Source organism: Ruegeria sp. CDSA033, assembly GCF_059612305.1.
Genome location: NZ_JBXWQI010000017.1, coordinates 47,579 through 70,712, shown reverse-complemented (window position 1 = coordinate 70,712; position 23,134 = coordinate 47,579). Strand labels below are relative to the sequence as shown.

Genomic DNA, 23,134 nt, shown 5'->3' with positions numbered 1-23,134 from the left:
GCAGAGAAGACCCCATTACGGAAGTCAGCCTTCTGCGCACACCTGCCATTTGAAGTGATCAGTGTCGCGACCGCAGCTCAGTGGCCCAAACTTACGTAAGCGCCGTCAAGTGGTCCGGGAGATTGCGCCAATTTGTCCGGAAGCTATCGCCGCGCTACAAATACGGATGACGGCTGAATTCACTGTCAAAGTATGGGAGGAATGATGGGTCAAAATCCAACGCCTATAAATTTTCACTTTTATTTTAAGGTATTGGATGGGGTGTTTGGTAGCGGAGGAGGGACTTGAACCCCCGACACGCGGATTATGATTCCGCTGCTCTAACCAACTGAGCTACTCCGCCATGAGTGAGAGGCGATTTAAGCGAGGGGCCGGAAAGGGTCAAGGGGGAAACACCACCTTACAGAGATTATTTTTGCCCCGATCAATCTGCTTTGGTTGCCTGTTGTGCAGCGACCCCAGCAGTATCAGCGATTCTACGAATGAAGGCCGCGCAGGCGTCGGGTGCGGTTATCGGGATCATATGGCCCAACCCTTCTACCTTTTCGTCGCTCAGCCCGAACCGGGTCATGGGGGCACCGTTGGCGTTGGGTGAAAGTATGGTGTCTTGTGCCCCGTACAGAATGCCGCCGGGTACGGACAAGTCGGTATAGCGGTCTACCTGGGCTCCGATACTTTCATCCACCCCTACAACATCCTGCGACGCGGTAATGAAGGCCGAAGGGCGCAACCCCAGCGCACCGCCGGCGCGGTCCAGAAAGTCATCTGGCGCGGGTTCCGGATAGAAAACGGCTCCCAATGTATGCGGGGCGGTCTTAGCCGATATGGGGACGGCAATCGTGTTGCCGATAAAGTTGCGCAACCACTCGGTACGTATTTCCAGCGGTTTGAAAACTTGCGGCGTGTTCGACAGCTTTTGCGTCAACGGGGCGAGCAAAGCGAGCGATTTGGTTTTCTCCGGGTGTTCCAACGCCATGGCCAGCGATACGGCCCCGCCCAATGAGTGTCCGACCAGAACGGCGTTGGAAATGCCTTTGGTGTCCAGAAACTCTTGAATCATGCGGGCCTGTTCGGGCAGGCGCCCAAGATCGGCGCTATCGCGGGTTGAGTATCCGCAGCCAGGGCGGTCGACTGCGATGACGTGATAGTCATCCGCCAACAGGTCCATCAGAGAATAGGTGAAATGCTGCAGCTGCCCCGCAAGCCCGTGGATCATGATGACCGTCTGCTTAGTGGGGTCGCCCTTTTCCACGTAATGAATGCTGCCCCCGCGCACCGGGACAATCTGTCCAAGTTGCGGGACGCGCTGCGACCCCTGCCGGGTCAGTCGCCGGGTCCACAGGTTCATGCCGACAAAAAAGCCGCCGACCAGAAGGATGATAACTAGGATAGTGGTCATCTCATCTCTCTCCGCCTGAGGAAGGGGTAGGGCGGAAATGTTCCAGCCCGGATTGCGCCATATGCTTTTCATACGCGGAAACGGTCCCTGGCCAAAGCGTCGTGTTCCGGTCTTGCGCATTTCCTTTTCGAATGCAGCCTGTTTTTCCTGGCAGGGTGTTACGGCCTGCAGCCCGTCGCGACCCATTTGATCCAGCACTCGGCCGATGTGGCGAACCTGTGCCTCGATCATAAGAATCACCGAGTTGTGGCCGAGGCCAATATGTGGACCGAGAAGGATGAAGAAATTCGGGAAGCCTGCGATGGCGGTGCCCAGATGCGCTTTCATCCCGTCCGTCCAGGCCCTGGCGGAACGTCAGGCCATCGGACCCTGTCATATCCAAGCGCTCTACGACGTCTGTGACATGAAACCCGGCACCCCAGATGAGGATATCGGCCTGTGTTCAGCTTCCGTCCGCTGACAGGATCTGATCGCCCACAGTTGATGCCATCCCGTGTGGGATCAACGTTACATTTTCGCGCGCCAGTGCCGGGTACCAGTCGTTTGAGCTGAGGGTGCATTTGCAGCCGATCCTGTAGTTTGATGTCAGGTGTTTGCGCAGATCCAGGGCGCGATTGGGCCTTCCGGGCGTGGCACCACCTGCACAAGCCCGGCTCCAATCCGGGTTCAGATGCGTTGCCATGGAATAGAGGTGCGAGGGGATATAGGACGCAACATCGGGATATGTGTTTTCACGCCACGTCTCGGCGATCTCATCCGCTTTTTTTAAGGACCGCAGTGTCTTTGATGCTGCATTTGCGGACCTCAATCGCCATGATCAGGCCGGAAAACCCGGCGCCGACGATCAGCATATCCGTGTGATTATCCATGCGCCCGCCCTTCCCAAAACGACTGTTATGGTTGGGTCAGACCATAGGCGCTGAGGTGTGTGTGAACAGCCTCCCGTCGGGTCAGGGGCTGTTCACGGTTTCATTAGCCGCGCAGGATTTCGCCTTTTGGATCAAAGGGCGGTTCGGGCAGAATGGTCGCCTTGTGTGGTTGTCCCAGCACCATCACCTCGACCTCTTCCCCCGGATTGGCACCAGTCACAAAACCGAGCGCCAATGACATGCCTACCGAATAGCCATAGGCCCCAGAGGTCACGCGACCGATGCCCCGTCCGTCTTTTAAGATCGGCTCACCTCCGGTCGCGTCGGCGTTCGATGCGGTCGTGTCAGCCTCATCCAGATGTAGAAGGACCAACTGTTCGCGGGCGGGCTTGGCCAAAACGACCTCGGCGGCATTCTTGTTCAGGAAGTCCTTGCCGAACTTGCACAAACGGCCCAGCCCAACCTCATGCGGCCAGTATTCTGGGCTGTATTCGCGGCTCCACGAGCCATATCCTTTTTCGACCCGCAACGACATCAGTGCTCGGCTTCCCACTGGGCCTGCGCCAAACTCCTGACCGACCAGAAGCAGGGCGTCATACAGGCGGGCCTGATCTTCGGTGGCACAGTGAACCTCCCACCCCAGATCACCCGTGAACGAGACCCGTAGGGCCAGTACTTCGATTCCGGCCAGTTCGATTTTGGCGGATCGCATGAAGGGGAAATCCTCGGTGGCCAGCGAGGTATTGGTCAGGCGCTGCAATAACTCGCGCGATTTTGGGCCAGCGACGTTGAACCCGCACACGGCTTTGGTCCGGCTTTCGAACGAAGTGCCATCGGGCAGGGGGACCAGTTTGAAGAACCGTTTGTGATATCGCTCAGCCATTCCAGATCCGATGATCCAGAATTCGTCCTCGGCCACACGGGTTACAGTGAAGTCCCCGGCGATGCCCCCGCGTTTCGAGATCAGAGGCGTCAGACAGGACCTGCCGACCGATTTGGGCATGGTGTTGGTGAAAACAGCATTCAGCCAGTCCTCGGCCCCCGGTCCCTTGCAGACATATTTGGCAAAGTTCGAGATATCGATGATCCCCGCGCGCTCACGCAGCATCCGGCATTCCGCACCCACGGGTTCCCACCAGTTCTGACGGGTAAAGCCATTGGTGTCTTTGGTTCCTGGCGTATCCGCGAACCATAAGGGGTGCTCCCACCCTGCGTTCAGGCCAAACACTGCGCCCATTTGAGCTTGGGTGTCATAGATGGGGCGCGTGCGCGCTGGGCGGCCTGCGCTGCGTTCCTCGTTCGGGAAGTGGATCTCGAACCGGTGGGCATACTGGTCTTGAACGCGGGCCATGGTGAACTCTTTCGTCGCCCAGTCATCGAACCGCGCCATATCCCATGCGAACATGTCGTACTGCGTTTCGCCCTCGATGATCCATTGCGCCGCCATCAGGCCCATACCGCCGGATTGCGAAAATCCGGGGATGATGCCATTGCAGCAGAAATAGCCGTCGACCTCGGGCACCGGACCCATCAACACATTGCTGTCCGGTGACCAGATCATCGGCCCGTTGATCACACGCTTGATCCCGGCTTCTCCCACGGCGGGCAGACGTTCGATCGCGTTCATCATGTTCTCTTCGATCCGTTCCAGATCGTCGGGGAACAGGTCATGCGCAAAATCCAGAGGCGTTCCGTCCTCGGCCCAGAACTTCATTTCCTTTTCGTAGGCGCCAACCAGCAGGCCCTGACCTTCCTGCCGCAAGTAATACTCGCCGTCACGATCACTGACCGAGGGCAGCCGGGTGCCATGCGCTGCCACGTCCGCCATTGTTTCGGTCACGAAATACTGGTGCTCAGTCGGTTGCAGCGGCAGGCCGATCCCGGCCAGTTTGGCCACTTCGCGCCCCCACAAACCGGCGGCGTTCACGACCCATGGGGTATGGATGTCGCCCTTGGGCGTTCGTACGATCCAGGTGCCATCTTCTTGCTGGTCGGTCGCCGTGACAGGGGTAAAGCGATGGATCTCGGCCCCGCGTTGCCGTGCGCCGACTGCATAGGCGTTTGTGACGCCCGAAGGATCCACATTGCCGCCGTCGGGTTCGTACATGACACACCGAATGCCATCGTAGTTGACCAGCGGGTTCAGACGCTGAGCCTCTTCGATGCTGATCTCATAAAAGTTCATGCCGTAAAGCTTGGCCTTGGCGGCTTGCAGCTTCAGCTGATGTTCGCGTTCTTCGGTTTGCGCGAGATAAAGCGAGCCGGGCTGGAACACGCCACAGCTTTGGCCGGTTTCGGCTTCAAGCTCTTTGTACAGGTTCATCGTATAGTGCTGAATGCGGCTGATGTTGGTGCTGTCGTGCAGCCCGTGGATGTTCGCCGCGGCGTGCCAAGTGGACCCGGATGTCAGTTCATCCCGTTCCAGCAGAATCACATCCGACCATCCCAGTTTGGTCAAATGATAGAGGATCGAACACCCGATCACCCCGCCGCCAATCACCACCGCCTGTGCATTCGTTTTCATGAGCCTGCCGTATCAAAGTTGGTCCCGCCGCCATGTGTCATCATCGCGAAGGCACCGGCAACGGACATAAATTTCATGTTGGGTTGAGCGGGTCTAACTTGAGGCTAAACTCAGAATTCCAGCTTGTTCGCCCGGCCATATGCGACCAGCCGCTGGTTCAGCGCGTCAGCCTCGGGAGCGCCGGATTCCAGCGCGAAAACGAAGGCATGCGTGAGATAGAAACAGGCCGCGTTGATGTCATGCGCCGCCTCACGCTCATCCGCGGCCATCGTGTACAAACGGATTAAGTTGGCATGATCATTGCGATCATGCGCGTCCAGCAAAAGGCGATCCAGTTCCTGTTTGTCCATGGGCGTCCCCTTCTACGGGCAACCGGTCAGCCACCCGGCGGCTGACCAATCCAAAAGGGTTATTCCGCGCGGCCGTTTTCAACTTGCGTCGCGACCCAATGGTGGAAGTTATGCGTAGGGCCATCCATCGCGGGCGAGAACCGTCCGCCGTCGAACAGCATTCCATGTCGGCCCTTTTGCATGCCTTCGACCACAAAGACATCCTCTTCGAACACGGTTTTCCACAGCTGCGCGTTTGAGGCACGTAGCCCGTCATGTTGGGGCGTGTCTTCGATGCTTTTCGCGTAATACAATTCGATATGTTCTACCGTGTTTTCCTGATCGACTGGCTCCAACACGATGGCGAAAGCATGGTCGCGCTGAACGCCCAGCAGAACGTTCGGGTACAGCGCTATATACTCTGCGCCTTCGTCCCATTTGTCGCTTAGCCCGTCGAAGTCCGGGAAGGTCGCGCCGTCCTGATCTGTCAACTGGCGATAGACCATGGTGCCTTGTCCGGAATACTGGCCGCGCACCTCGATGTTATAGTGATCCTCCAGCCGGGAATAGCTGTTCAGACCGGGGTGCACCCACGGCAGGTGATAGCTTTCGCAATAATTCTCGACCGCCAGTTTCCAGTTGGTTTTGACCTCCAGCTTGAACGACGAGGTTTCACCGCCGTGAAAGACGGGTTTGTCAAACTCTTCCCATCGCTCCAGCAGGGCGCCGTGAACCTCTTCGAATTCCGGCGCTGTGCCGTCAACATTCACAAAGATCACATCGCGCCAGACGTAGGATCGCACGCGGATCAGGCCCAAATCATCGCGATTGACGTCTTCGTGCTTGTTCTGGCCGGGACCACCCACATGCGGCGTTGCGCGCAGCTCGCCTTTCAGGCTGTAGCACCAGCTGTGATAGGGGCAGCGGATTGCGCCGCCGATTTTGCGCGGCGTGTCTACCAGGATCATCCCGCGGTGGCGGCAGGTGTTTTGGAAAACGCCAACCTCGCCGTCTTTGTCCCGAACAATCAGCAGCGGCATGCCCAGAAAGTCGACTGGTTTTGCATCGCCTTCTTCAGGAACATCCTTGCCGAAGCCGATCCCGGACCAGTTGGCATACAGCACGGATCGTTTTTCTTCGTTGAAAACGGCCGGTTCGACATAGTGTTCGTTCGGCAGGCCATTTGCGACGTTTACATCGGCCAGAACGGAAGACAGCGCGCTATGCTTGTTCATCGGGCTCTCCTGAGGTTTTGCTGGATGCTATTAATCCCTATTGGCGGATTGAACCTGTTGGTCTCAATATCAGAAAAGCTCATCAGAGAGTGATTTCACCTAAACCGAACCTTCCTGAACCTCATGAACGATCCAGTTTTTCAGGGCGCGGGCGCTTTCTGAGAGTTCTTCATCCGGGCGCCCGACCAAATAAAACTGGTTCGGCGCGGGCACTTGATGCGTGCCGATAGGAACCAGTTTGCCTGATTGCAGCATGGGTTGGATCAGCCGCTGCCAACCCAGCGCCAGCCCGGCACCCTTGCGCGCAAGCTGCAGCGCGACGGAATAGCTGTTGACGCGGGATTCAATGGGCACTGCGCCATTATATCCCAACTGCTGGAACCATTCGGGCCAGGTGGTCCAGGTGCGGTCTTCTGAGTCCAGATGGATCAGCCGTTCAGAAGTCAGATCCTCAAGACCGGCATCCGCAAGCCTTTCTGCCATCTCGGGGCTTCCGACCGGGACTAGCTGGTCGCGAAACAGCGGAGTGTGTGACAGGTTGGGATCGCTGTCCCGCCCATAGCGAATGAAAAAGTCGACGTCAGGGCGATCGCGAAAGGGGCGATCCTGTGACAGCTGATCAACATTGACATCGGGCATATCCCGCCAGAACCGAATGACGGCCGGAGATAGCCACAACGCGGCAACCGCGGTTGTCGATCCTACAGTCACCTTTCCGGCGGTGGATCGGTCCCGGATCATGCTCAGCGTTTTTGAGATGCGCCCGAAGGACGTGGACAGTGCGTCGTAAAGCGCCTTGCCATCCTCGGTCAGATCAACGCCGCGATGCTTGCGTTGGAACAATGGTGTATCCAGATCGCCTTCTAGCGCCTTGATCTGGTGACTGACCGCACCGGGTGTGACAGACAGTTCAGCGGCGGCATTCTTAAAGCTCAGGTGGCGGGCGGCGGCCTCAAAAGCTGACAAGGTTGTCAGTGGCGGCAGGTTGTAGTGGCGTCTGGACATGGAAGCTGGTGAATCGTTTTTCGGTTTAGTTTAATTTTTATCAACTCAGTTTTAGTTTTTTTGAAGGTGAATGCTATAGCGCTTTTGATGATTTGATGTTTTTCTGGCTCAAGTTAAAGGCGGATGTCGCATTTTTCGTCAATGCGTCGGTTCTGGCCGAATTTTGAACGGAGCGCCACTATAGTCAGTTCTACCAACAAACGTTGTGTTTTTCGGGCTTTTCGAGAGAATTTACCGGGCGTCACAAGACGCTACTGCGACACAACGATGTCCCGAACTGACAAACGGGAAAGGTCGAAAGGGGAAGTGAAGGAGGCGCGAACCCATTCCCGGTTGGTAAGACCGAGTATCGCCTGATTGCACGGTGCGTTGAATTCAATGCAACTCAGAAGGCGTAAGACCATGCGGCGGTGCCGCATTTCTGATACACAGAAACGAAACAAGAAAGAGCCGATACGTCTGCTGCAGCACCTTCCCCATCGTTCGAGGCGATTGGGCGAATTGCGTGAAATGCAGAGACAGTATCGCAATTGATACAGCACCACGGAGGAGCAACATGTCGATACCTGAACCCTTTACGGATCTAGAGATAGAAACGGCCGATGCCGGATTCTATGAAAATTACAGTGTCCCAATCGCCCTAATCAGTAAGGGCATCATGGTTGCCCTTGTGCTATGGGCACTTGTCTTCCCGGCCAATGCCAACAGCACACTTGGCAGCTGGAATGGAAAGCTGCTGGAAGTCTTCAACAGCTTCTACGTGGTCATTGTCGGCCTGTTTGTCATCTTCCTCGTCATTGTTGCCGTCCTTCCATCGACCGGAAAGCGGGTTATGGGAACTGTGGGCGAAAAACCCGAGTTTTCGAACTTCTCCTGGTTCTCGATGATGTTCGGAGCGGGTCTGGGTGTCGGCCTGATGGTTTTTGCCACCGCTGAACCGTTGGGTCTGTGGGGATCGAACCCCGAGGTCGTGGCCGGTGCAGTTGCGGGCAATGATCCAGAGTCCGTTCAATCCGCGTATCGGTATACCTTCCTGCATTATGGCTTTCATGCCTGGGCAATTTACGTGGTGACCGGCCTTTCGCTGGCCTACTACGCCTATACCCGTGACATGCCTCTGACCATTCGCGCGGCTCTTACTCCGCTTTTTGGTCGTCTGATGAACGGTTTTCTCGGCCACGTCGTTGACGTTCTGGGCGTTGTTGCAACGATCCTGGGTGTGTCCGTTACGATCGGGTTTGGTGTCAGCCAGTTCATCGACGGTCTGTATGCAATCACCGGCATGGAATGGATCATGGATTTTGGTGGTGAAGTACCCACGCCAAGCAAAGTTGGTCTGATCGCAGGTCTGGTTGTCATCATGGGTCTGTCGATTATTTCGGCGGTTTCGGGTGTTGGTCGCGGTGTTAAGTACCTGTCGAACCTGAACCTTGTTCTGTCGATCATCCTGCTGGGCACCTTTGTGATCTTCGGCTCGTTCGTATTCGCTATGACAACCTATGGCACAGCGCTGTTTGACTACCTTCTGCACTTCCTCTCGCTGAGCTTTGGTGCATATGGCCCGTTGTCGACCGAAGCGTTTGCGGCGGCTCTGCCTGCTGAAGCGCAGGCGCATGCGGCTGATCTGGTGGGTGGCGCAACCAACGCATGGGGCAGCTTTGACGGCTTCAAGAGCGGTCTTGAAGGCGCTGCAGCTCAGTTGAGTGACGACACGCTGGCGGCTGTTTACGCCGCAGGTGAGCAAGGCCGTCAGTTTGGCTGGCAGTCGGGCTGGACCACCTTCTACTGGGCTTGGTGGATTGCGTTCTCGCCGTTTGTGGGCCTGTTCCTGGCGCGCATCTCCAAGGGTCGGTCTGTGCGTGAGTTCATTCTGGGCTGCGTATTGGCGCCGGCGCTGGTTTGCTTTGCCTGGATGACTGTTCTGGGTGGTACTGCGATTGATCTGGAATTGGCTGGTGCAGCTGAAGGCGCGATCATCGGTGCGTCGAACACCAACAAGCTGTTCGTGACGCTGTCTTACATGATCGACGGTGGGCTTCTGTCCATGCTGAACGTCATGTGCGTGATCCTGATCATGACCTTCCTGGTGACTTCTGCGGACTCGGGCATTCTGGTTATGAACACCATCATGTCCGGTGGCAGCCAGGAAACCGGCGTCAAGCACCGTATCATCTGGGGTGTTATCCTGACCGCCGTGATCGGTGCGCTGATCTTGGCCGCTGGTGAAAACAACCCGATGGACGCGTTGCGCAATGCTATGATCATCGGTGCCCTGCCCTTTACGGTAGTTATGGGGTTGATGATGGTTTCGCTGACCAAGGCGCTCTATCGTGATGGTCGGCGCGACAAGCATGCTGATGCAAGCACGCAGGCGGCCGAGTAAATAGGCAACCAAGTGTCAAAACAGGCGCCGCCCCAGTTGGGGCGGCGTTTTTCGTTCCGGGTGTCCATGTCGTTTCCTGCAAACAGATATCGCAATCAGTGAGGTGCGCCGCCGCCGAATCCGCCAGTCTGATCAGCAAGATTGGAGGATTGCCCCGTGAACATTCGTACTGCGACACGCTCGGGCGGACGCTCTGCCCGCCGCGCCCTGCGCACCGCCCCGAACTTTGAAATGCTGCCTGGCCTGACCAGAGGCATCCCCCTGTGTGAGGTGATGGATGGTGCTCAGGTCGAACGCATCGACAGTGCCTCGATGGACATCCTTGAGAACGTTGGCGTTCAGTTCCGAGACCCCATCGCGCTGGAAGACTGGAAGAAGGCCGGTGCCAAAGTCGATGGCGAGCTGGTCTTTCTGGATCGTGGTTTGGTGCGCGAGTTGATTGCCACCATACCCAGCGATTTCACTTATCACGCGCGGGACCCGAAAAAGAATGTGCGGCTGGGCGGTAAGCACTCGATCTTTGTGCCTATGACCGGCGCCCCATTTCTGCGCGATCTGGACGACGTGCGCCGAAATCCGTTGTTGGAAGATCTGGCGATGTTCCACAAGCTCAGCCACATGATGCCCGCGCTGCATTCCTCGGCCCATCACATCGTGGAACCTTATGACCATCCGATCAGTCAACGGCACCTGCGCATCACCTATTCGTCGATGAAACACTCGGACAAGACGTTCATGGGCATGACCACATCACCCAAGAACGCCGAAGATGTGATGGACATGTGCGCGATCCTGTTTGGCGAGGAATTCCTTGAAGATCACCCGGTGACCACCGGTAACTGCAATGGCAACTCGCCGTTGGTGTGGGACGAAACCATGCTGGGTGCATTGCGGGCCTTTTGTCGTCGTAATCAGCCGGTGCTCTGCTCACCCTTCGTTCTGGGGGGTGCTAACACGCCCGCATCTGTTCCGGCCACGGTGGCCCAGTTGAATGCCGAGGCGCTAAGCGCGCTGGCCTACACGCAGGTCATCCGCAAGGGGGCTCCGGCGATCTATGGCCACTACCTGTCGACCGTGTCGATGAAGTCCGGTGCGCCGATGGCGGGTACACCCGAGATCAGCCTGATGAATTTCATGATTGGCCAGATGGCACGGCATTATGACGTCCCTTGGCGTACTTCGAACACGTTGGGTGGGGCCAAAACCTTTGATGCTCAGGCCGGATATGAATCTGCCACCACCTTGCAGGCAGTCATGCATGCGGGTGCCAACTACATCTGGCACTCGGCCGGATGGAATGAGGCCGGGATGCACTGCTCTGTCGCCAAGTTTATCGTCGACGCCGAACAATGCGCGATGGCTTACCGCATGGCCGAGGGGCCGAAATGGCACGATTTCGATCAAGCCCTCGCTGCAGTTCCGGATGTTGGGCCCGGTGGTCACTATCTTGGTCACCCCCATACACAGGACAATTTCCAGAGTGCATTCTTCATGCCCGAGTTGTTCGACAACAACTCGATCGAACAATGGCAGGCCGAAGGGAGCGTCGAAATCACTGCGCGCGCCCTGAACCGCGCGCGCGCGTTGCTGGCCGAGTATGAAGAGCCCAAACTGGATGAGGCGAAAAACGAGGCCCTGCTGGACTACATTGCCCGACGTGAGCGTGAAATCCCGGCCGCTGATGAGCTGAACCAAAGTTACTGAATTTATTCCCCAGTATCCCACCCGCCCGGCCAGTTGGGCGGGTTTGTCCCTTCAATAGCAGTACGGAACACAAGTAGTGAAAATCTCTGAAATTCACATCTACAGCCACGATCTGCCTGTCAAAAACGGCCCGTACACAATGGCCAATGCCGAGGTCTGGGCTCTGGACACCACATTGGTCAAAATGGTGGCCGACAACGGATTGGTCGGATGGGGAGAGACTTGCCCGGTTGGCCCCACCTATGCTGAGGCCCACGCCGCTGGTGCTCGGGCTGCGTTGGCTCAGATGGCCGAAGGACTATTGGGTGCCGAGGTCTCTCCACTAGGACTGCACCGACGAATGGGCGGCCTTTTGAACGGACACAACTATGCCAAGGCGGCTATCGACATTGCGGCACATGATCTGCTGGGCAAGCAGTTTGGGATCAGCGTGTCGGAACTTCTTGGCGGTGCCGAGGTAGACAAGGTTCCGTCATATTATGCGACGGGGGTTGGGGCACCCGACAATATAGCCGTTCTGGCCAAGGAAAAATTGGCCGAAGGTTACCCGCGCCTGCAGATCAAGGTTGGTGGTCGGCCGGTTGAAATCGATATCGAAGCCATCCGCAAAGTGTGGGAGGCAACCGGCGGGTCAGGCATCCGCCTGGCCGTCGACGGAAACCGCGGCTGGACAACCCGTGATGCGTTGCGTGTCAGCCGCGAATGCCCAGACATTCCGTTTGTCATGGAACAACCCTGCGATACGATCGAAGATCTGCAAAAGATACGGTCACAAGTGAGCCACCCGATCTACATGGACGAAAACGCCACCAATCTGAACACGGTTATCACTGCGGCGGGCACTGGTCTGGTGGATGGGTTCGGTATGAAGGTCACGCGGATCGGTGGCCTGCAACCCATGCGCGCGTTCCGAGACCTCTGTGAGGCGCGTAATCTGCCCCATACCTGCGACGACAGCTGGGGAGGCGATATTATTGCTGCGGCCTGCACGCATATCGGCGCGACTGTTCGACCCGATCTTCTGGAAGGCGTTTGGCTGGCTGCGCCATACATCGAAGGAAGTTACGATGCCGAGAATGGAATCCGCATTGAAGGCGGGCATATTCAAGTTCCAACCGGGCCGGGGCTGGGTGTCGTGCCCGACGAAACCCGCTTTGGCGCACCGGTTGCGTCGTTCTGATGGGACAGATTATGGAGTTTAAGGGGAAATCGGCTTTGGTCACGGGCGCTGCAGGGGGGATAGGAACCTCTCTGGTGCGTCGCCTACGTGCCGCCGGCGCGCAGGTTGCCGTTGCTGACCGCCTGACCGACGAGATCGAGGCTGATGCCCATCTGCCCGGCGATCTGCTGGACCCGGTCTATGCCGATGCGCTGCCGAAACAGGCGGCAGATGCGCTGGGCGGGTTGGACATTGTTGTTAACAACGCAGGTGTCATTACGCGGGGTGCCGTCACTGAAACCTCGGATCAGGATTGGTCCCTGTCTCTGGGCGTGAACGTCGAAGCCCCCTTTCGCATTTGCCGCGCTGCAATCCCGATAATGACATCTAACGGAGGCGGGGCGATCGTAAACACCGCATCCTGCTGGGGCCTGCGCCCCGGCCCAAACCACGCTGTCTACTGCATGACCAAGGCCGCGATTGCCTCTCTGACTCAATGCATGGGGATGGACCACGCCCATCAGGGCATCCGCATCAACGCGGTTTGCCCGAACGAGGTGAACACGCCTATGTTGCGATCCGGTTTTGCCAAGCGTGGCTTCGACCCGGACACAGCTGTCGCCAAGCTGGGGCAGACTGTTCCCTTGGGGCGAATTGCGGAACCCGAAGACATTGCTGATGTGATCCTGTTTCTGGCCTCGGATGCGTCGCGCTATATCTGCGGCGCGGTGCTTGAGGTGAACGGAGGCAAGCCAGTATCATGACCCGATTTGAAGGCAAAACCGCCCTAGTCACCGGCGGGCGCAGCGGGATCGGTCGGGCCATTGCTGAACGGTTGCGTCAGGACGGGGCGCAAGTATTTACCGCGCAACGCGGGCAAGATCCCAGGTTCGAAGGGATCGAGGCAGATTTTGGTGATCCGAGCAGCCCGCAATCTGTGGTAAATCAGGTCGTTGAGCGGGCAGGGCGTCTGGATATCCTCGTCAACAACGCGGGCATGATGCAGGAAGTCCTTGTCGAAGACATGAGCCTAGAGGAATGGCAGCGCAACCTGACAGTCAACCTGACGGCCCCTTTTCTGCTGATCAAGGCGGCGCTGCCCCTTCTGCGGCAGACGCAAGGGAACATCGTCAACATCGGCTCCATCGAAGGGTTGGGCAGTAATCCTGGCCATGCGGCCTATTGTGCGACCAAGGCCGGGTTGCACGGTTTGACCCGCGCTGTCGCCGTGGATCACGGGGCGGAGGGGGTCCGGTGCAACGCGGTGGCGCCCGGCTGGATCGACACTGAACTGAACATGGATTTTATCGACGCTCAGCCGGACCCGGATGCATTTCGCCGCGACATTGGCCGCATTCATCCCGCCGCCCGGACTGGCCGACCAGAGGAGGTCGCGGCAGTGGTGGCGTTTCTTGCGTCTGAAGAGGCCAGCTTTGTCACCGGTCAGATTTACACGGTGGATGGGGGCCGCATGACCAAGCTCAGCCTGCCCTGACAGGTCATTCCTTGCCCGAACGCCATTCTTTCCAGATCAGATAACTGTTTGCACCCAAAGATGCGAACGGCTCGGGTGGTAGGCGCGGCGGCATGGGTTGGGCGAGGAAATGATCCGCAACGTCCGATCCGCCCTGCGTGACCAATTCTGCCACTGCTATGCCCTGCAATGTCCCACGGGCAATTCCCAAACCGTTCTGACAACAGGCCGAGAAGACGCCCTCATCCAACTCTCCGAATGCTGCTGATCCGTTTCGGCTAAGGCAAAGCGTTCCGGCCCAACGATGCTCCATTTGCACCTGGGGCAGATGCGGGAACCGTTCGCGAAATTTGCGGTCGTGCACCCAGCCTGCATTGCGCAGGCGCATTGGGCTGGTCTCGATTGTCGGATGAAAAGTTGAACAGGACCGGATCAAAATCCGGTCGCCATAGCTGCCCGAGACCCGCCGGACTGAGGTGCCCATCGGATCGGCCGGAGTGACCGACCAGCGGGATTGACCGCCCAATGCCGTGATCTGTTCAGGCGTCAAACGCTCGGTGATCGACGCGTAAAGGCAGATGTGCATCAGTCGGCGTTCGTAAAAGCCAAAGCTCTCCAGATGGCCGTTATTGGCCAGAATTATGCGGCCCGTCGAAACCTGCGCTTCAGGTGTTTTCACCAGCCATCCCACGCCTTGTTTTTCAAAGCCGGTAACAGGAGAGTTTTCGAACAGATCAACCTGCGGCGATAGGTGAGAGGACAGAGCCCGAATGTAACCGGCGGGCTGGATCATCACTGTGCCGGGTGCATAAAGGCCCGAGCTGTAGTGCGGGCTGCCCGTGATCTCTTGCATTTGTTGGCGGTCATAAAGCGTGCAGGGCTCTCCCAACCGATCCAGATGTGCGGCGAATTCACGGTTGTGCTTGTCCCCGGCTCGTGTGGCGGCGGCGTTGAACTTACCGCAGGGGTCGAACATTTCCTGCGGCAGCTCGCATTCTTCAGCCACGTTCGTTGCAGATCTTATTGCGCGGCGGTTTAGGGCTATGGTTGCGCGGTCCGCTTCCAGCCCGCCTCCGGCGTAATTGTCCGAGGCCAGATCATGGGGCAGATCGATCATGAAGCCCGAATTGCGGCCAGCGGAACCTTCGGCAAAACGACCGGCCTCTAGCAGTACAACCTTGAGCGCCGGGTCAAGCTGGCGCAGCCTGCGCGCGGCGCTCAGCCCGGCAAACCCGCCACCGACAATTGTGACATCGGCTGAGATGTTCTGTTCAAGTCGGGGTAGCGATGTTTGGGGCGGCAGAATGGCGTTCCACCCCGCCGGCCCGATCTGTCGTGGCAGCCGTTTGGCAGTATAGGCCGTCAATCGATCGCCTCGTCCGCGTCATCGGCCAGATCAATCCAGATGGTTTTCAACTGGGTGTACTGGTCGTGGGCGTGGACCGAGTTGTCGCGGCCACCAAAACCGGATTGTTTGTAGCCGCCAAAGGGGGTGGTGATGTCACCCTCTCCGAAGCTGTTCACCGTCACGGTTCCGGCGCGGATCGCCCGCGCGCCGCGGATGGCTCGCTTGGCGTTAGCTGTAAAGATCGAAGCACACAGGCCATAGTCGGTGTCATTGGCAATCTTGATGGCCTCGTCAAAGCCAGACACTTCGATCACCGACAGAACGGGACCAAAGATCTCTTCGCGCGCCAGAGTGCAGTGATTGCCGGGTACTTCGACCACGGTCGCTTCGACAAAACCCTTGTTGGCATCGCCACCAATCACCACGTTTTCGGCTTGTTCTAAGTAGCCGCAGACCTTGTTGTAGTGGCCTTCGCTGACCAACGCACCCATTCGGGTTTCCGGGTCCAGCGGATCACCGATGTTCCACTGCTTCGCGTGATGGGCGATCCGCTCCAGCAACTCGGCCTTTACGTCCTTGTGCACGATCAGACGGGACGAGGCGGAACAGTTCTCACCCATATTCCAGAACGCGCCATTCACGACATGGGCCGCCACGCGGTCAAGGTTCTCGGCGTCATCCATCACGATGGCCGGGTTCTTGCCGCCCATCTCCAACACAACCTCCTTGGCGTTGCTTTCCGCCGAATAGGTCAGGAACCGTTTGCCAGTGACGGTCGAGCCAGTGAAAGAGACCATGTCGATATCCATGTGTCGACCAATCGGCTCACCGACATCAGCACCGCCGCCCGGAACGATGTTCAGAACGCCGCGCGGCAGGCCCGCCTCCATCGCCAGTTCCGCGAGGCGCAGGGCGGTCAGCGTGGTTTCGGTTGCCGGTTTCACCACAACCGAGCAGCCCGCCGCCAAGGCAGGCCCGATCTTCCACGCCAGCATCAGCAGCGGGAAGTTCCACGGCAGCACCAACCCCACAACTCCGATGGGTTCGCGAACCACCATGGCGATGTGGTCGTCGCTGGCGGGCGAGACCTGATCATAGATTTTGTCGATCGCCTCGGCATGCCATTTCAGGCAGTGGATCGTTTCGGGGATATCCACGGTTTCGCAGTCATAGATGGTCTTGCCGCTGTCGATACTCTCCATCACTGCCAATTCACGGGCATTGCGAGTCATCAACTTGGACAGCCGGATCAGTATGTCCTTGCGATCCGAGGGGTGCATTCTGGACCAGCGTCCATCGTCAAACGCCTCGCGCGCTTTTTCGACGGCAAAATCCACATCCGCCGCGTCGCAAGCGGCAATATCGGCCAGATTCTCACCTGTAGCGGGGTTCACCGTCTCAAAGGTCTTGCCAGAGACAGCCGGGCGGAAAGCGCCGTCGATGAAGGCCCCGGTGGGCAAGGTCAGGCCCGCAGCGATGGATTTGTATTCGTCTTGTGTCAGCAATTCCATGCCTTAGCCCTCCGCCACGATATCTGCGATTGTTTTCTTCAGCACGCGCGTCACCTGTTCCAATGCGCGTTTGTCATCCTTGTTCAGCCCCTTAAGCGGGGGCCGCATCGCGCCTGCGTCGATCCCGTTCATGGTGACGCCATGCTTTATGGTCTGGATGAACTTGCCGCCCTGTTCCAGCACCCGCATCAACGGCATCATGGCGGACATAATGCGGCGGCCCTTGGCGAAGTTCCTTTCGACAACGCAGGCTTGATATAGTGCTACATGTTCGGCTGGCAGGAAGTTCGACCCACCGCAGACCCAGAACGGTGCGCCCCAGGCGAAGAATTCCAGCGCCTGATCATCCATGCCGCAGCCAAGCTGGATATGCGGGTAATCCCGCGCCAACAAATGCACCCGGTTGATATCCCCCGAGCTTTCCTTGATGCCGCAGAAGTTTCGGCTGCGCCCCACGCGGTCAAGGAATTCTTCCCCCATCATTGTACCGGTGCGGTGCGGGTAGTTGTACAACATCACCGGCAAGCCAGCGGCCTTGTCGATAGCCAGCGCGTTCAGGGCGTTTTCCCGATCGGTCGGCACAGAATAGGGTGGGCTGGCCAGCAGGATCGCGTCCGCGCCAATCTCACGCGCGCCCGAGGCCAGCGCGATGGAATCCGGCGTCAGCATCGCTCCAGTTCCGACAACCAGAGGCAACCGGCCTTGCAACTGTTTATGCGTGAACGACGCCAGTTCCAGTCGTTCTTCGACAGTCTGGGCATAGTTCTCACCCGTTGATCCGCCCGATATCAGCCCGTGCACACCATTCTCGATCAGGTATTCGATCACGTGGGACAGGGCATCCCAGTTCACGCGGCCATCTTGGTGATAGGGCGTGACCACCGGGGTATAGATCCCCTCAAATCTGAAAATCGGGTTCATTCCGTCCTCATGCAGGTTTCGAAAGGGGCGGGATACCCATCGGGATATCCAGCGCAGCAGGCATCACGAACAATTCGATTTGATCGCGTGACAGGTTCCAGTGATCCTCGGCCAGCTGCGCAGCCGCCGCCTCATCGCCCGCCTCGATGGCGGCGATGATGGCGTCATGCTGGCGACTTGCTTCAGACAGATTCTCGGTCTTGTGCACGGATTGGGGTCTATAGAAGGTCATCCCGATCCGGGCATGGTCGATCAGCAACCGGTTGAATGATGGCCGCAAGTAGACATTGCCTGACATCTCTCCGGTCACATCATGAAAGCGGTTATTGGCCAGCGCCCGATCTTCGGCGGATCCGGATTGCAACGCAGCCTTGAACGCCTGTTGCGCGTCTTTCAGGTCGTTGATCTGAGTTCGTGTGGCGTTCTGCGCGGCAAGTCGCAAAACCGCGCCATAGACCATGGGTGCAGCCAGAAAGAAGTCACGCAGGGTGGTATAAGACATCTCGGACACCCGGGCACTGCGATTGGTGCGCAAGTCCAGATAGCCTTCGCCCGCCAGTTGCCGGAACACTTCACGCAATGGCGTGCGGGACAGGCCGAAAGCGTCGGACAGATGCGCTTCGTCCAAATCTGTGCCTGGTTGCAAGCGCAGCGTCAGGATCGACACCTTCAGGTGCTCCATCAACTCTGCCTTACGGGATTTGGCGTCGTCTTTCATCCGTTCCTCCAACAGTCGCTGCGCGAATCGTGTCGGCTAATTCGTTCATTCTCTGTATTCTAAAAAAATACAAGTTGTATACAGAAAAGAATCGTGCAGCATAGGCCGTCGACCACGTCAAACTGAATCGGACGTCTATGCGCCAACCCCGCCACATCACTTTCATCCTGATTGAGGAATTCTCGCATCTCGCCTTTTCCTGCGCGGTCGAGCCGCTGCGCATTGCCAACCTCGTCAGCGGTCAAGATCTGTATGAGTGGTCTTTTGTATCCGAACACAGCAAGCAGGCCGTCTGTTCCAACGGGTCGGTGACTTTGGTTCATGGGGGACTGGACGCGTTGCCAAAGACCGACCAACTGTTCGTGCTGTCAGGTATTCATATGCGCAACCATGTCTCGCGCCCTTTGCTTGCAACCCTGCGGCGCGAGCGGGCGAGAGGTACGGCCATCGGCGCCTTGTGTTCGGGCGCGTGGTTGCTTGCCGAGGCAGGATTTCTGGACGGGATGCAGGCCGCCATTCACTGGGAGTACCACGATGCCTTTATGGAGGCCTTTCCCGAGGTGAATCTGGTGCGCAGTGTCTTTGTCGCCGATGAAAAGCACATCACCGCCTCGGGTGGCACGGCGACCGCCGACCTGATGTTGCACCTGATTGAAAGGGACCACGGCGAAGAGTTGTCCATCGCGGTTGCTGACCAGATGGTCTACAACGCCGTGCGCAATGCCACAGCCAAACAGCGCGTGTCCCTTCAATCGCGCAACGGGATGCGTAACGCGCATCTCGCCAAGGCAATTCATATCATGCAGGACTGCATCGAGGCACCGGTTTCCCCATCTGATATTGCCGGGGATCTGGGGATTTCAACACGCCAGTTGGAACGGTTGTTCGGTAAATACCTCAACACGTCGCCCAAGAAGTACTTTATGGAGCTTCGGCTGGAGCGCGCCCAGAAGCTGTTATTGCAAACCGAGGCATCCGTGACCGAAGTGGCAATGGCCTGCGGATTCGAAAATCCGGGACATTTTTCGCGCGTTTACCGGTCGAGTTTTGGTGTGACGCCACATGCCCAAAAGAACAAGATAGACTAAGTGATAAAGGACGGGGGGAGCGTCTCTGTCCTAAGGCGAGCCTGGCTGAACAGGCGCTCACCCCCTGATCCTGCTTCGTACCCCCTCGTTAAAACTTTACTGGTAAACTGGACAGCAGGATTGAGTATTCATACATATCGAAGTGGGCATAACTATTACAAGATCGTGTCAGATATGTGTGCTTTTTGTTTAAAACATTAACGTTTGCGGTGTTCACCAGTTGACCAAATGGCTCAAAACAGGCCAACTTATAGGGTGAAATGTATAGACAGACTCGGAAGTTGGCCAAAAAAGACGACAAATCGGGAAATTCTGACCGCAATTCCCATGCCGGCGATGCCGTCAGATTTTATATCTTCATCACAAATTGACGGTGGAGGATATCAATGCACTTGGAAATCGGTAAATCTGACTCCCGCTTCGCCAACGGCGCGGTTTCTCGTGCCAGTCGCGAGCGTCAGATTTGCGATGCGGCCAAATTGGCCGAAGCTGCCTTTTCCGAACTGACCGCTGTTGCGGACCGCGCGCCGGATATGACGGCGTCCAACGGTCAGGTTTTTCAGGTGTTCCGTTGGTATTTCTTGTCGGCTTATTGCACGCGATTGCTGACCAACGCCGCCCATCGGCTAGAGCGTCAGACTTTACAGGTCTCGATGGACGTGTTCAGCGCCGTTAGAATGGTTCTGCCGGACACTGAGGTTGAGGCATCCATGGCCCTGGCTCAGGGTGAAGTGACAACACCGGCCGCGGCGCGCTTGAACAAGATCGGATGCCGCGGACATTCCGCGGGCTGGATCGCCGCAAAGCTGAATCAGCAAGGTCGGGACATCCCATCAGAGATCAAAAGCTCGCTTGCGGGCGCATTGTCGGCGTCGGAACGGCGCATCTGACGCGACCGGGGATCCCGTCACGCGCTGGTTAAATTCGGCAACAAATAATTCAACGCACTGTCGGTTTCTCAATGGGAGAGTGGATCGACAAATTCAAGTTTCGCCCGGCGGGTGGGGCTTGAATACGCCAAGTTCCAACCCCCCGTTTTAGGACGGTTGCATTCATACTCCGCGAACAAGGCGTTGAGCCGAATGGTCTAAAGTAAATTCAATACTTCACGCGCAATTCGAACCGCACCACCGCGGCTTGATGCGTCCAATGCACATGCAAGTGGGTACAGGACTGCCACGCTCTCAATCAAGCAGCGGGCGCATTATTCAATGGAGATTGGATGGTGCTGCTGGAGAGAATTGAACTCTCGTATGGATGTTGCAGTATATTGATTTTATTGCACAAAAATTATTTGAGCACAATCACTGTGTATAAGCCATGTGTAGGGATTTTCGTCTCTACTGCGGAGCTATCCAGGTCATTCCGCTCAGTCTGTCGCTGAGAACACATATGGTGGTCGCGCGGCTCGATTGAGGGAGTTCATGAAGTGGGGTGAGAAAGCTGGCCTTTAGCTTGTCCATTGGATTGTTTCCTTTCCTATGGCCAATCCCTAACTATGAAGTCTCGTCAGTAAACCTCGACAACTCCGAGATCACTCAAATAATCCGCAAAAAAGTTTTCAGGGTAACACTGGGAACCGTAATGTTGATGCAGGGCGGTGAAACCCCACGACATCGACCACTACTGAAATCAGAGAGCGCTTTCCCCCAGCACAATCGGCCTAGGGCTCGGCAGCTTTTTATTGAGGTTATCAAAGATCCAGCCTAAATGCACGGGCTACAAGTTAAGCGAGGTGTGGCGCTTTCGCTACAGTTTTTGCAGAATCTCTATTTTTTTGGTAGTATCCCCAAATTGTAATTTTTGGGGGCTTGAAATGAAATTCTTGGTTTGGGCTGCTGCAGCGGCCTTCTTTGTGACTGGTGCGAACGCGGCGACACTTCATTTATCTGGTGGGCAGTTAAGTGGTGCCAGTGGCGTAGATGTTGGTGGAACTTTGTTCGACGTCTCATTTGGGGAAGGTACCTGCGCTGACTTCTATGCTGGTTGCGCCGCTCAGTCTGACCTTGTCTTCCAAACACAAGCTGATGCCGCAGCTGCTTCAAATGCGCTTTTGTCGCAGGTATTCGTTGGCCTATACGATACTCATCCGGAGCTGACGAACGGATGTCGAGTTTCCGGTTGCTTAGTCTACACACCGTACCTACTCGAACCGACGCGTGTTGTCGGGGCGGTAGCGGCCAATTATGTTGGGGGGGGCCACTTATTTTCAACCAACTGGGGCGTCTTATTATCAGACGGTTTGGCGTACAATGATTGGACATATGCAAATTGGAAGGAAATAGCGCCCGTCCCTCTACCAGCATCTCTACCGCTAATCCTTATAGGCCTGGCCGGCTTAATCGCCGTCGCGCGTCGACGTCGCAATGTCTGAACAGGAAAAATCTCAGAATATCCCTAATCGTCTGTTTTGTTTCGATTAGTCAAGGTACGTGCGCTAAACTGAACTAGATATGATGGCGACTCTCTCACTGAGTGACTTCATGTTTCAATTGCTCGACCATGAATTCACGCACAGTAATGACTGTAGAAACCACTTCGGGGTATACACTAATGAATACTCCTTGGCTCGTTCGGTCGACCCAAAATACAAGTTGAACATCAGAAGTGCCGTCGCCCAATCGGGAACGCTCAGTTGACTTAGAGTGTTTCGTGAATGCCCTTCGTTTATCGGAATTGATACGGCGCAGCCTCTTGTCGGCCTCGCGGGACTGTTCAGTGAGCTTCATGATGTTCCTCCGACGATGAAAAGGACGCCCGCTGTGGACGCCTTCTCTTGTTTCATTTTCCAATACTTCCATAAGGCGGAAATACACCCGCGCCGAAAGTGCGGCGATCTTTTTCAATGGGAGAGGTTCTGGCTTTGCCCGAAGGGACGACCATCGCTTTTGAATTTTGGCATACTCAGCTGCAAATCGCTCCTTGGCGACTGCTGGGTCTCTCGTGCGGAGTGACTTTGACACCTCAGCACGGCCAACGATTCCCTTAAGGCCCGCCGGAACGCGCACCCTGACGTAGTAGATTTAACTCTTTTTGTCTTTGACCGGTGTAGGCATGATAAGGGTCACTGCGTATGACACCTGTGTAGGAGTCTGCAAGCGCAAGCCGTTGGTTCGGCCTAAGTTTTTGAGGAATACATGGAAATCATGGTGCTGCTGGAGAGAATTGAACTCTCGACCTCTCCCTTACCAAGGGAGTGCTCTACCTCTGAGCTACAGCAGCGCTGTGGGCGGGTGATTAGACTCAAACGAAACGCGGCGCAAGGGTGTCTGGACGGTTTTTTTCGTCTCCTGTAGAGAAAGACAATGGCAGACAAAAATTCACCTAAAAAAGACGGTAAATCCGGGGACGCGCGCGAAGAACGGCTTAAGGCCGCGCTTAAGGCGAATATGGCGCGGCGCAAGGCGCAGGCCAAGGCGCGGGCGGCATCCGAGGACAAGACCGGCAAGGACGAGGGATAAGAGCAG

Annotated in this window: 20 protein-coding genes, 2 tRNA genes and 1 pseudogene; 9 read left to right on the top strand and 14 right to left on the bottom strand. The window is 56.9% G+C overall.

Annotation, left to right across the window (positions count from 1 at the left end; genetic code table 11):
* Nucleotides 1-266: 266 nt before the first annotated feature.
* The 7 genes from AC2FLA_RS18295 to AC2FLA_RS18265 all read right to left on the bottom strand — a co-directional run bounded on the left by AC2FLA_RS18295 (nt 267) and on the right by AC2FLA_RS18265 (nt 7,361).
* Nucleotides 267-343 (bottom strand) — tRNA-Met (locus AC2FLA_RS18295).
* 81 nt (nt 344-424) lie between these two features.
* The gene (locus AC2FLA_RS18290; RefSeq protein WP_496724178.1) at nt 425-1,726 is read right to left on the bottom strand and encodes an alpha/beta fold hydrolase; all 1,302 of its coding nucleotides are present in this window, start codon (nt 1,724-1,726) and stop codon (nt 425-427) included.
* Nucleotides 1,727-1,841: 115 nt separating this feature from the next.
* Entirely contained in the window at nt 1,842-2,081 is a 240-nt protein-coding gene (locus AC2FLA_RS18285) for a hypothetical protein (protein ID WP_496724176.1), read from the bottom strand.
* 290 nt (nt 2,082-2,371) lie between these two features.
* On the bottom strand, nt 2,372-4,792 hold the full coding sequence (locus AC2FLA_RS18280; protein ID WP_496724174.1) for a GcvT family protein: 2,421 nt from the start codon (nt 4,790-4,792) through the stop codon (nt 2,372-2,374).
* Between the two features lie 110 nt (nt 4,793-4,902).
* The gene (locus AC2FLA_RS18275; RefSeq protein WP_496724172.1) at nt 4,903-5,142 is read right to left on the bottom strand and encodes a hypothetical protein; all 240 of its coding nucleotides are present in this window, start codon (nt 5,140-5,142) and stop codon (nt 4,903-4,905) included.
* 59 nt (nt 5,143-5,201) lie between these two features.
* The gene (locus AC2FLA_RS18270) at nt 5,202-6,356 is read right to left on the bottom strand and encodes an aromatic ring-hydroxylating oxygenase subunit alpha (RefSeq protein ID WP_496724170.1); all 1,155 of its coding nucleotides are present in this window, start codon (nt 6,354-6,356) and stop codon (nt 5,202-5,204) included.
* Between the two features lie 99 nt (nt 6,357-6,455).
* On the bottom strand, nt 6,456-7,361 hold the full coding sequence (locus AC2FLA_RS18265; RefSeq protein WP_496724168.1) for a LysR substrate-binding domain-containing protein: 906 nt from the start codon (nt 7,359-7,361) through the stop codon (nt 6,456-6,458).
* Between the two features lie 556 nt (nt 7,362-7,917).
* Here AC2FLA_RS18265 and AC2FLA_RS18260 point away from each other — a divergent pair.
* The 5 genes from AC2FLA_RS18260 (at nt 7,918) to AC2FLA_RS18240 (ending at nt 14,102) form a co-directional block, all read left to right on the top strand.
* Entirely contained in the window at nt 7,918-9,744 is a 1,827-nt protein-coding gene (locus tag AC2FLA_RS18260; protein ID WP_496724166.1) for a BCCT family transporter, read from the top strand.
* Between the two features lie 156 nt (nt 9,745-9,900).
* A complete protein-coding gene (locus tag AC2FLA_RS18255) occupies nt 9,901-11,448 on the top strand; it encodes a trimethylamine methyltransferase family protein (RefSeq protein WP_496724164.1) in 1,548 nt (515 codons plus the stop codon).
* A gap of 76 nt (nt 11,449-11,524) precedes the next feature.
* The gene (locus AC2FLA_RS18250) at nt 11,525-12,628 is read left to right on the top strand and encodes a mandelate racemase/muconate lactonizing enzyme family protein (RefSeq protein ID WP_496724162.1); all 1,104 of its coding nucleotides are present in this window, start codon (nt 11,525-11,527) and stop codon (nt 12,626-12,628) included.
* An 11-nt stretch (nt 12,629-12,639) separates the two neighbouring features.
* The gene (locus AC2FLA_RS18245; protein WP_496724180.1) at nt 12,640-13,371 is read left to right on the top strand and encodes an SDR family NAD(P)-dependent oxidoreductase; all 732 of its coding nucleotides are present in this window, start codon (nt 12,640-12,642) and stop codon (nt 13,369-13,371) included.
* A complete protein-coding gene (locus tag AC2FLA_RS18240) occupies nt 13,368-14,102 on the top strand; it encodes an SDR family NAD(P)-dependent oxidoreductase (RefSeq protein WP_496724160.1) in 735 nt (244 codons plus the stop codon). Before AC2FLA_RS18245 ends, AC2FLA_RS18240 begins: the two co-directional genes overlap by 4 nt.
* Nucleotides 14,103-14,106: 4 nt before the next feature.
* Here AC2FLA_RS18240 and AC2FLA_RS18235 read toward each other — a convergent pair whose 3' ends face one another.
* Genes AC2FLA_RS18235 through AC2FLA_RS18220 form a run of 4 tightly spaced genes read right to left on the bottom strand, consistent with a single transcriptional unit; the run spans nt 14,107 to nt 18,579 of the window.
* The gene (locus AC2FLA_RS18235; protein ID WP_496724158.1) at nt 14,107-15,447 is read right to left on the bottom strand and encodes an NAD(P)/FAD-dependent oxidoreductase; all 1,341 of its coding nucleotides are present in this window, start codon (nt 15,445-15,447) and stop codon (nt 14,107-14,109) included.
* The gene (locus AC2FLA_RS18230; RefSeq protein ID WP_496724156.1) at nt 15,444-16,940 is read right to left on the bottom strand and encodes an aldehyde dehydrogenase; all 1,497 of its coding nucleotides are present in this window, start codon (nt 16,938-16,940) and stop codon (nt 15,444-15,446) included. The genes AC2FLA_RS18235 and AC2FLA_RS18230 overlap by 4 nt, the downstream gene beginning before the upstream one ends.
* Before the next feature lie 3 nt (nt 16,941-16,943).
* A complete protein-coding gene (locus tag AC2FLA_RS18225; protein ID WP_496724154.1) occupies nt 16,944-17,861 on the bottom strand; it encodes a dihydrodipicolinate synthase family protein in 918 nt (305 codons plus the stop codon).
* Between the two features lie 7 nt (nt 17,862-17,868).
* Nucleotides 17,869-18,579 (bottom strand): GntR family transcriptional regulator, encoded by a 711-nt coding sequence (locus AC2FLA_RS18220; RefSeq protein WP_282121123.1) that lies wholly within the window; start codon nt 18,577-18,579, stop codon nt 17,869-17,871.
* A gap of 137 nt (nt 18,580-18,716) precedes the next feature.
* Between AC2FLA_RS18220 and AC2FLA_RS18215 the strand changes: the two genes are divergently transcribed.
* From AC2FLA_RS18215 to AC2FLA_RS18205, 3 genes are all read left to right on the top strand, one after another.
* Nucleotides 18,717-19,667 (top strand): GlxA family transcriptional regulator, encoded by a 951-nt coding sequence (locus AC2FLA_RS18215; protein ID WP_108862113.1) that lies wholly within the window; start codon nt 18,717-18,719, stop codon nt 19,665-19,667.
* A 386-nt stretch (nt 19,668-20,053) separates the two neighbouring features.
* Complete coding sequence (locus tag AC2FLA_RS18210) at nt 20,054-20,557, top strand: hypothetical protein (protein WP_282153846.1); 504 nt, start codon at nt 20,054-20,056, stop codon at nt 20,555-20,557.
* A gap of 926 nt (nt 20,558-21,483) precedes the next feature.
* A complete protein-coding gene (locus AC2FLA_RS18205; RefSeq protein ID WP_496724151.1) occupies nt 21,484-22,041 on the top strand; it encodes a VPLPA-CTERM sorting domain-containing protein in 558 nt (185 codons plus the stop codon).
* A gap of 94 nt (nt 22,042-22,135) precedes the next feature.
* Here AC2FLA_RS18205 and AC2FLA_RS18200 read toward each other — a convergent pair whose 3' ends face one another.
* From AC2FLA_RS18200 to AC2FLA_RS18190, 3 genes and pseudogenes are all read right to left on the bottom strand, one after another.
* Nucleotides 22,136-22,513 (bottom strand): hypothetical protein, encoded by a 378-nt coding sequence (locus AC2FLA_RS18200; RefSeq protein ID WP_496724149.1) that lies wholly within the window; start codon nt 22,511-22,513, stop codon nt 22,136-22,138.
* 33 nt (nt 22,514-22,546) lie between these two features.
* Nucleotides 22,547-22,690 (bottom strand): annotated as a pseudogene (locus AC2FLA_RS18195) (DUF6538 domain-containing protein); the annotation flags it as partial.
* 124 nt (nt 22,691-22,814) lie between these two features.
* A tRNA-Thr gene (locus tag AC2FLA_RS18190) sits at nt 22,815-22,889 on the bottom strand.
* An 83-nt stretch (nt 22,890-22,972) separates the two neighbouring features.
* On the opposite strand from AC2FLA_RS18190, the gene AC2FLA_RS18185 reads away from it, so the two are divergent.
* Nucleotides 22,973-23,128 carry a hypothetical protein gene (locus AC2FLA_RS18185; RefSeq protein WP_199520031.1) on the top strand — a complete coding sequence of 52 codons (156 nt, stop codon included), beginning with the start codon at nt 22,973-22,975 and terminating at the stop codon, nt 23,126-23,128.
* Nucleotides 23,129-23,134: the final 6 nt, after the last annotated feature.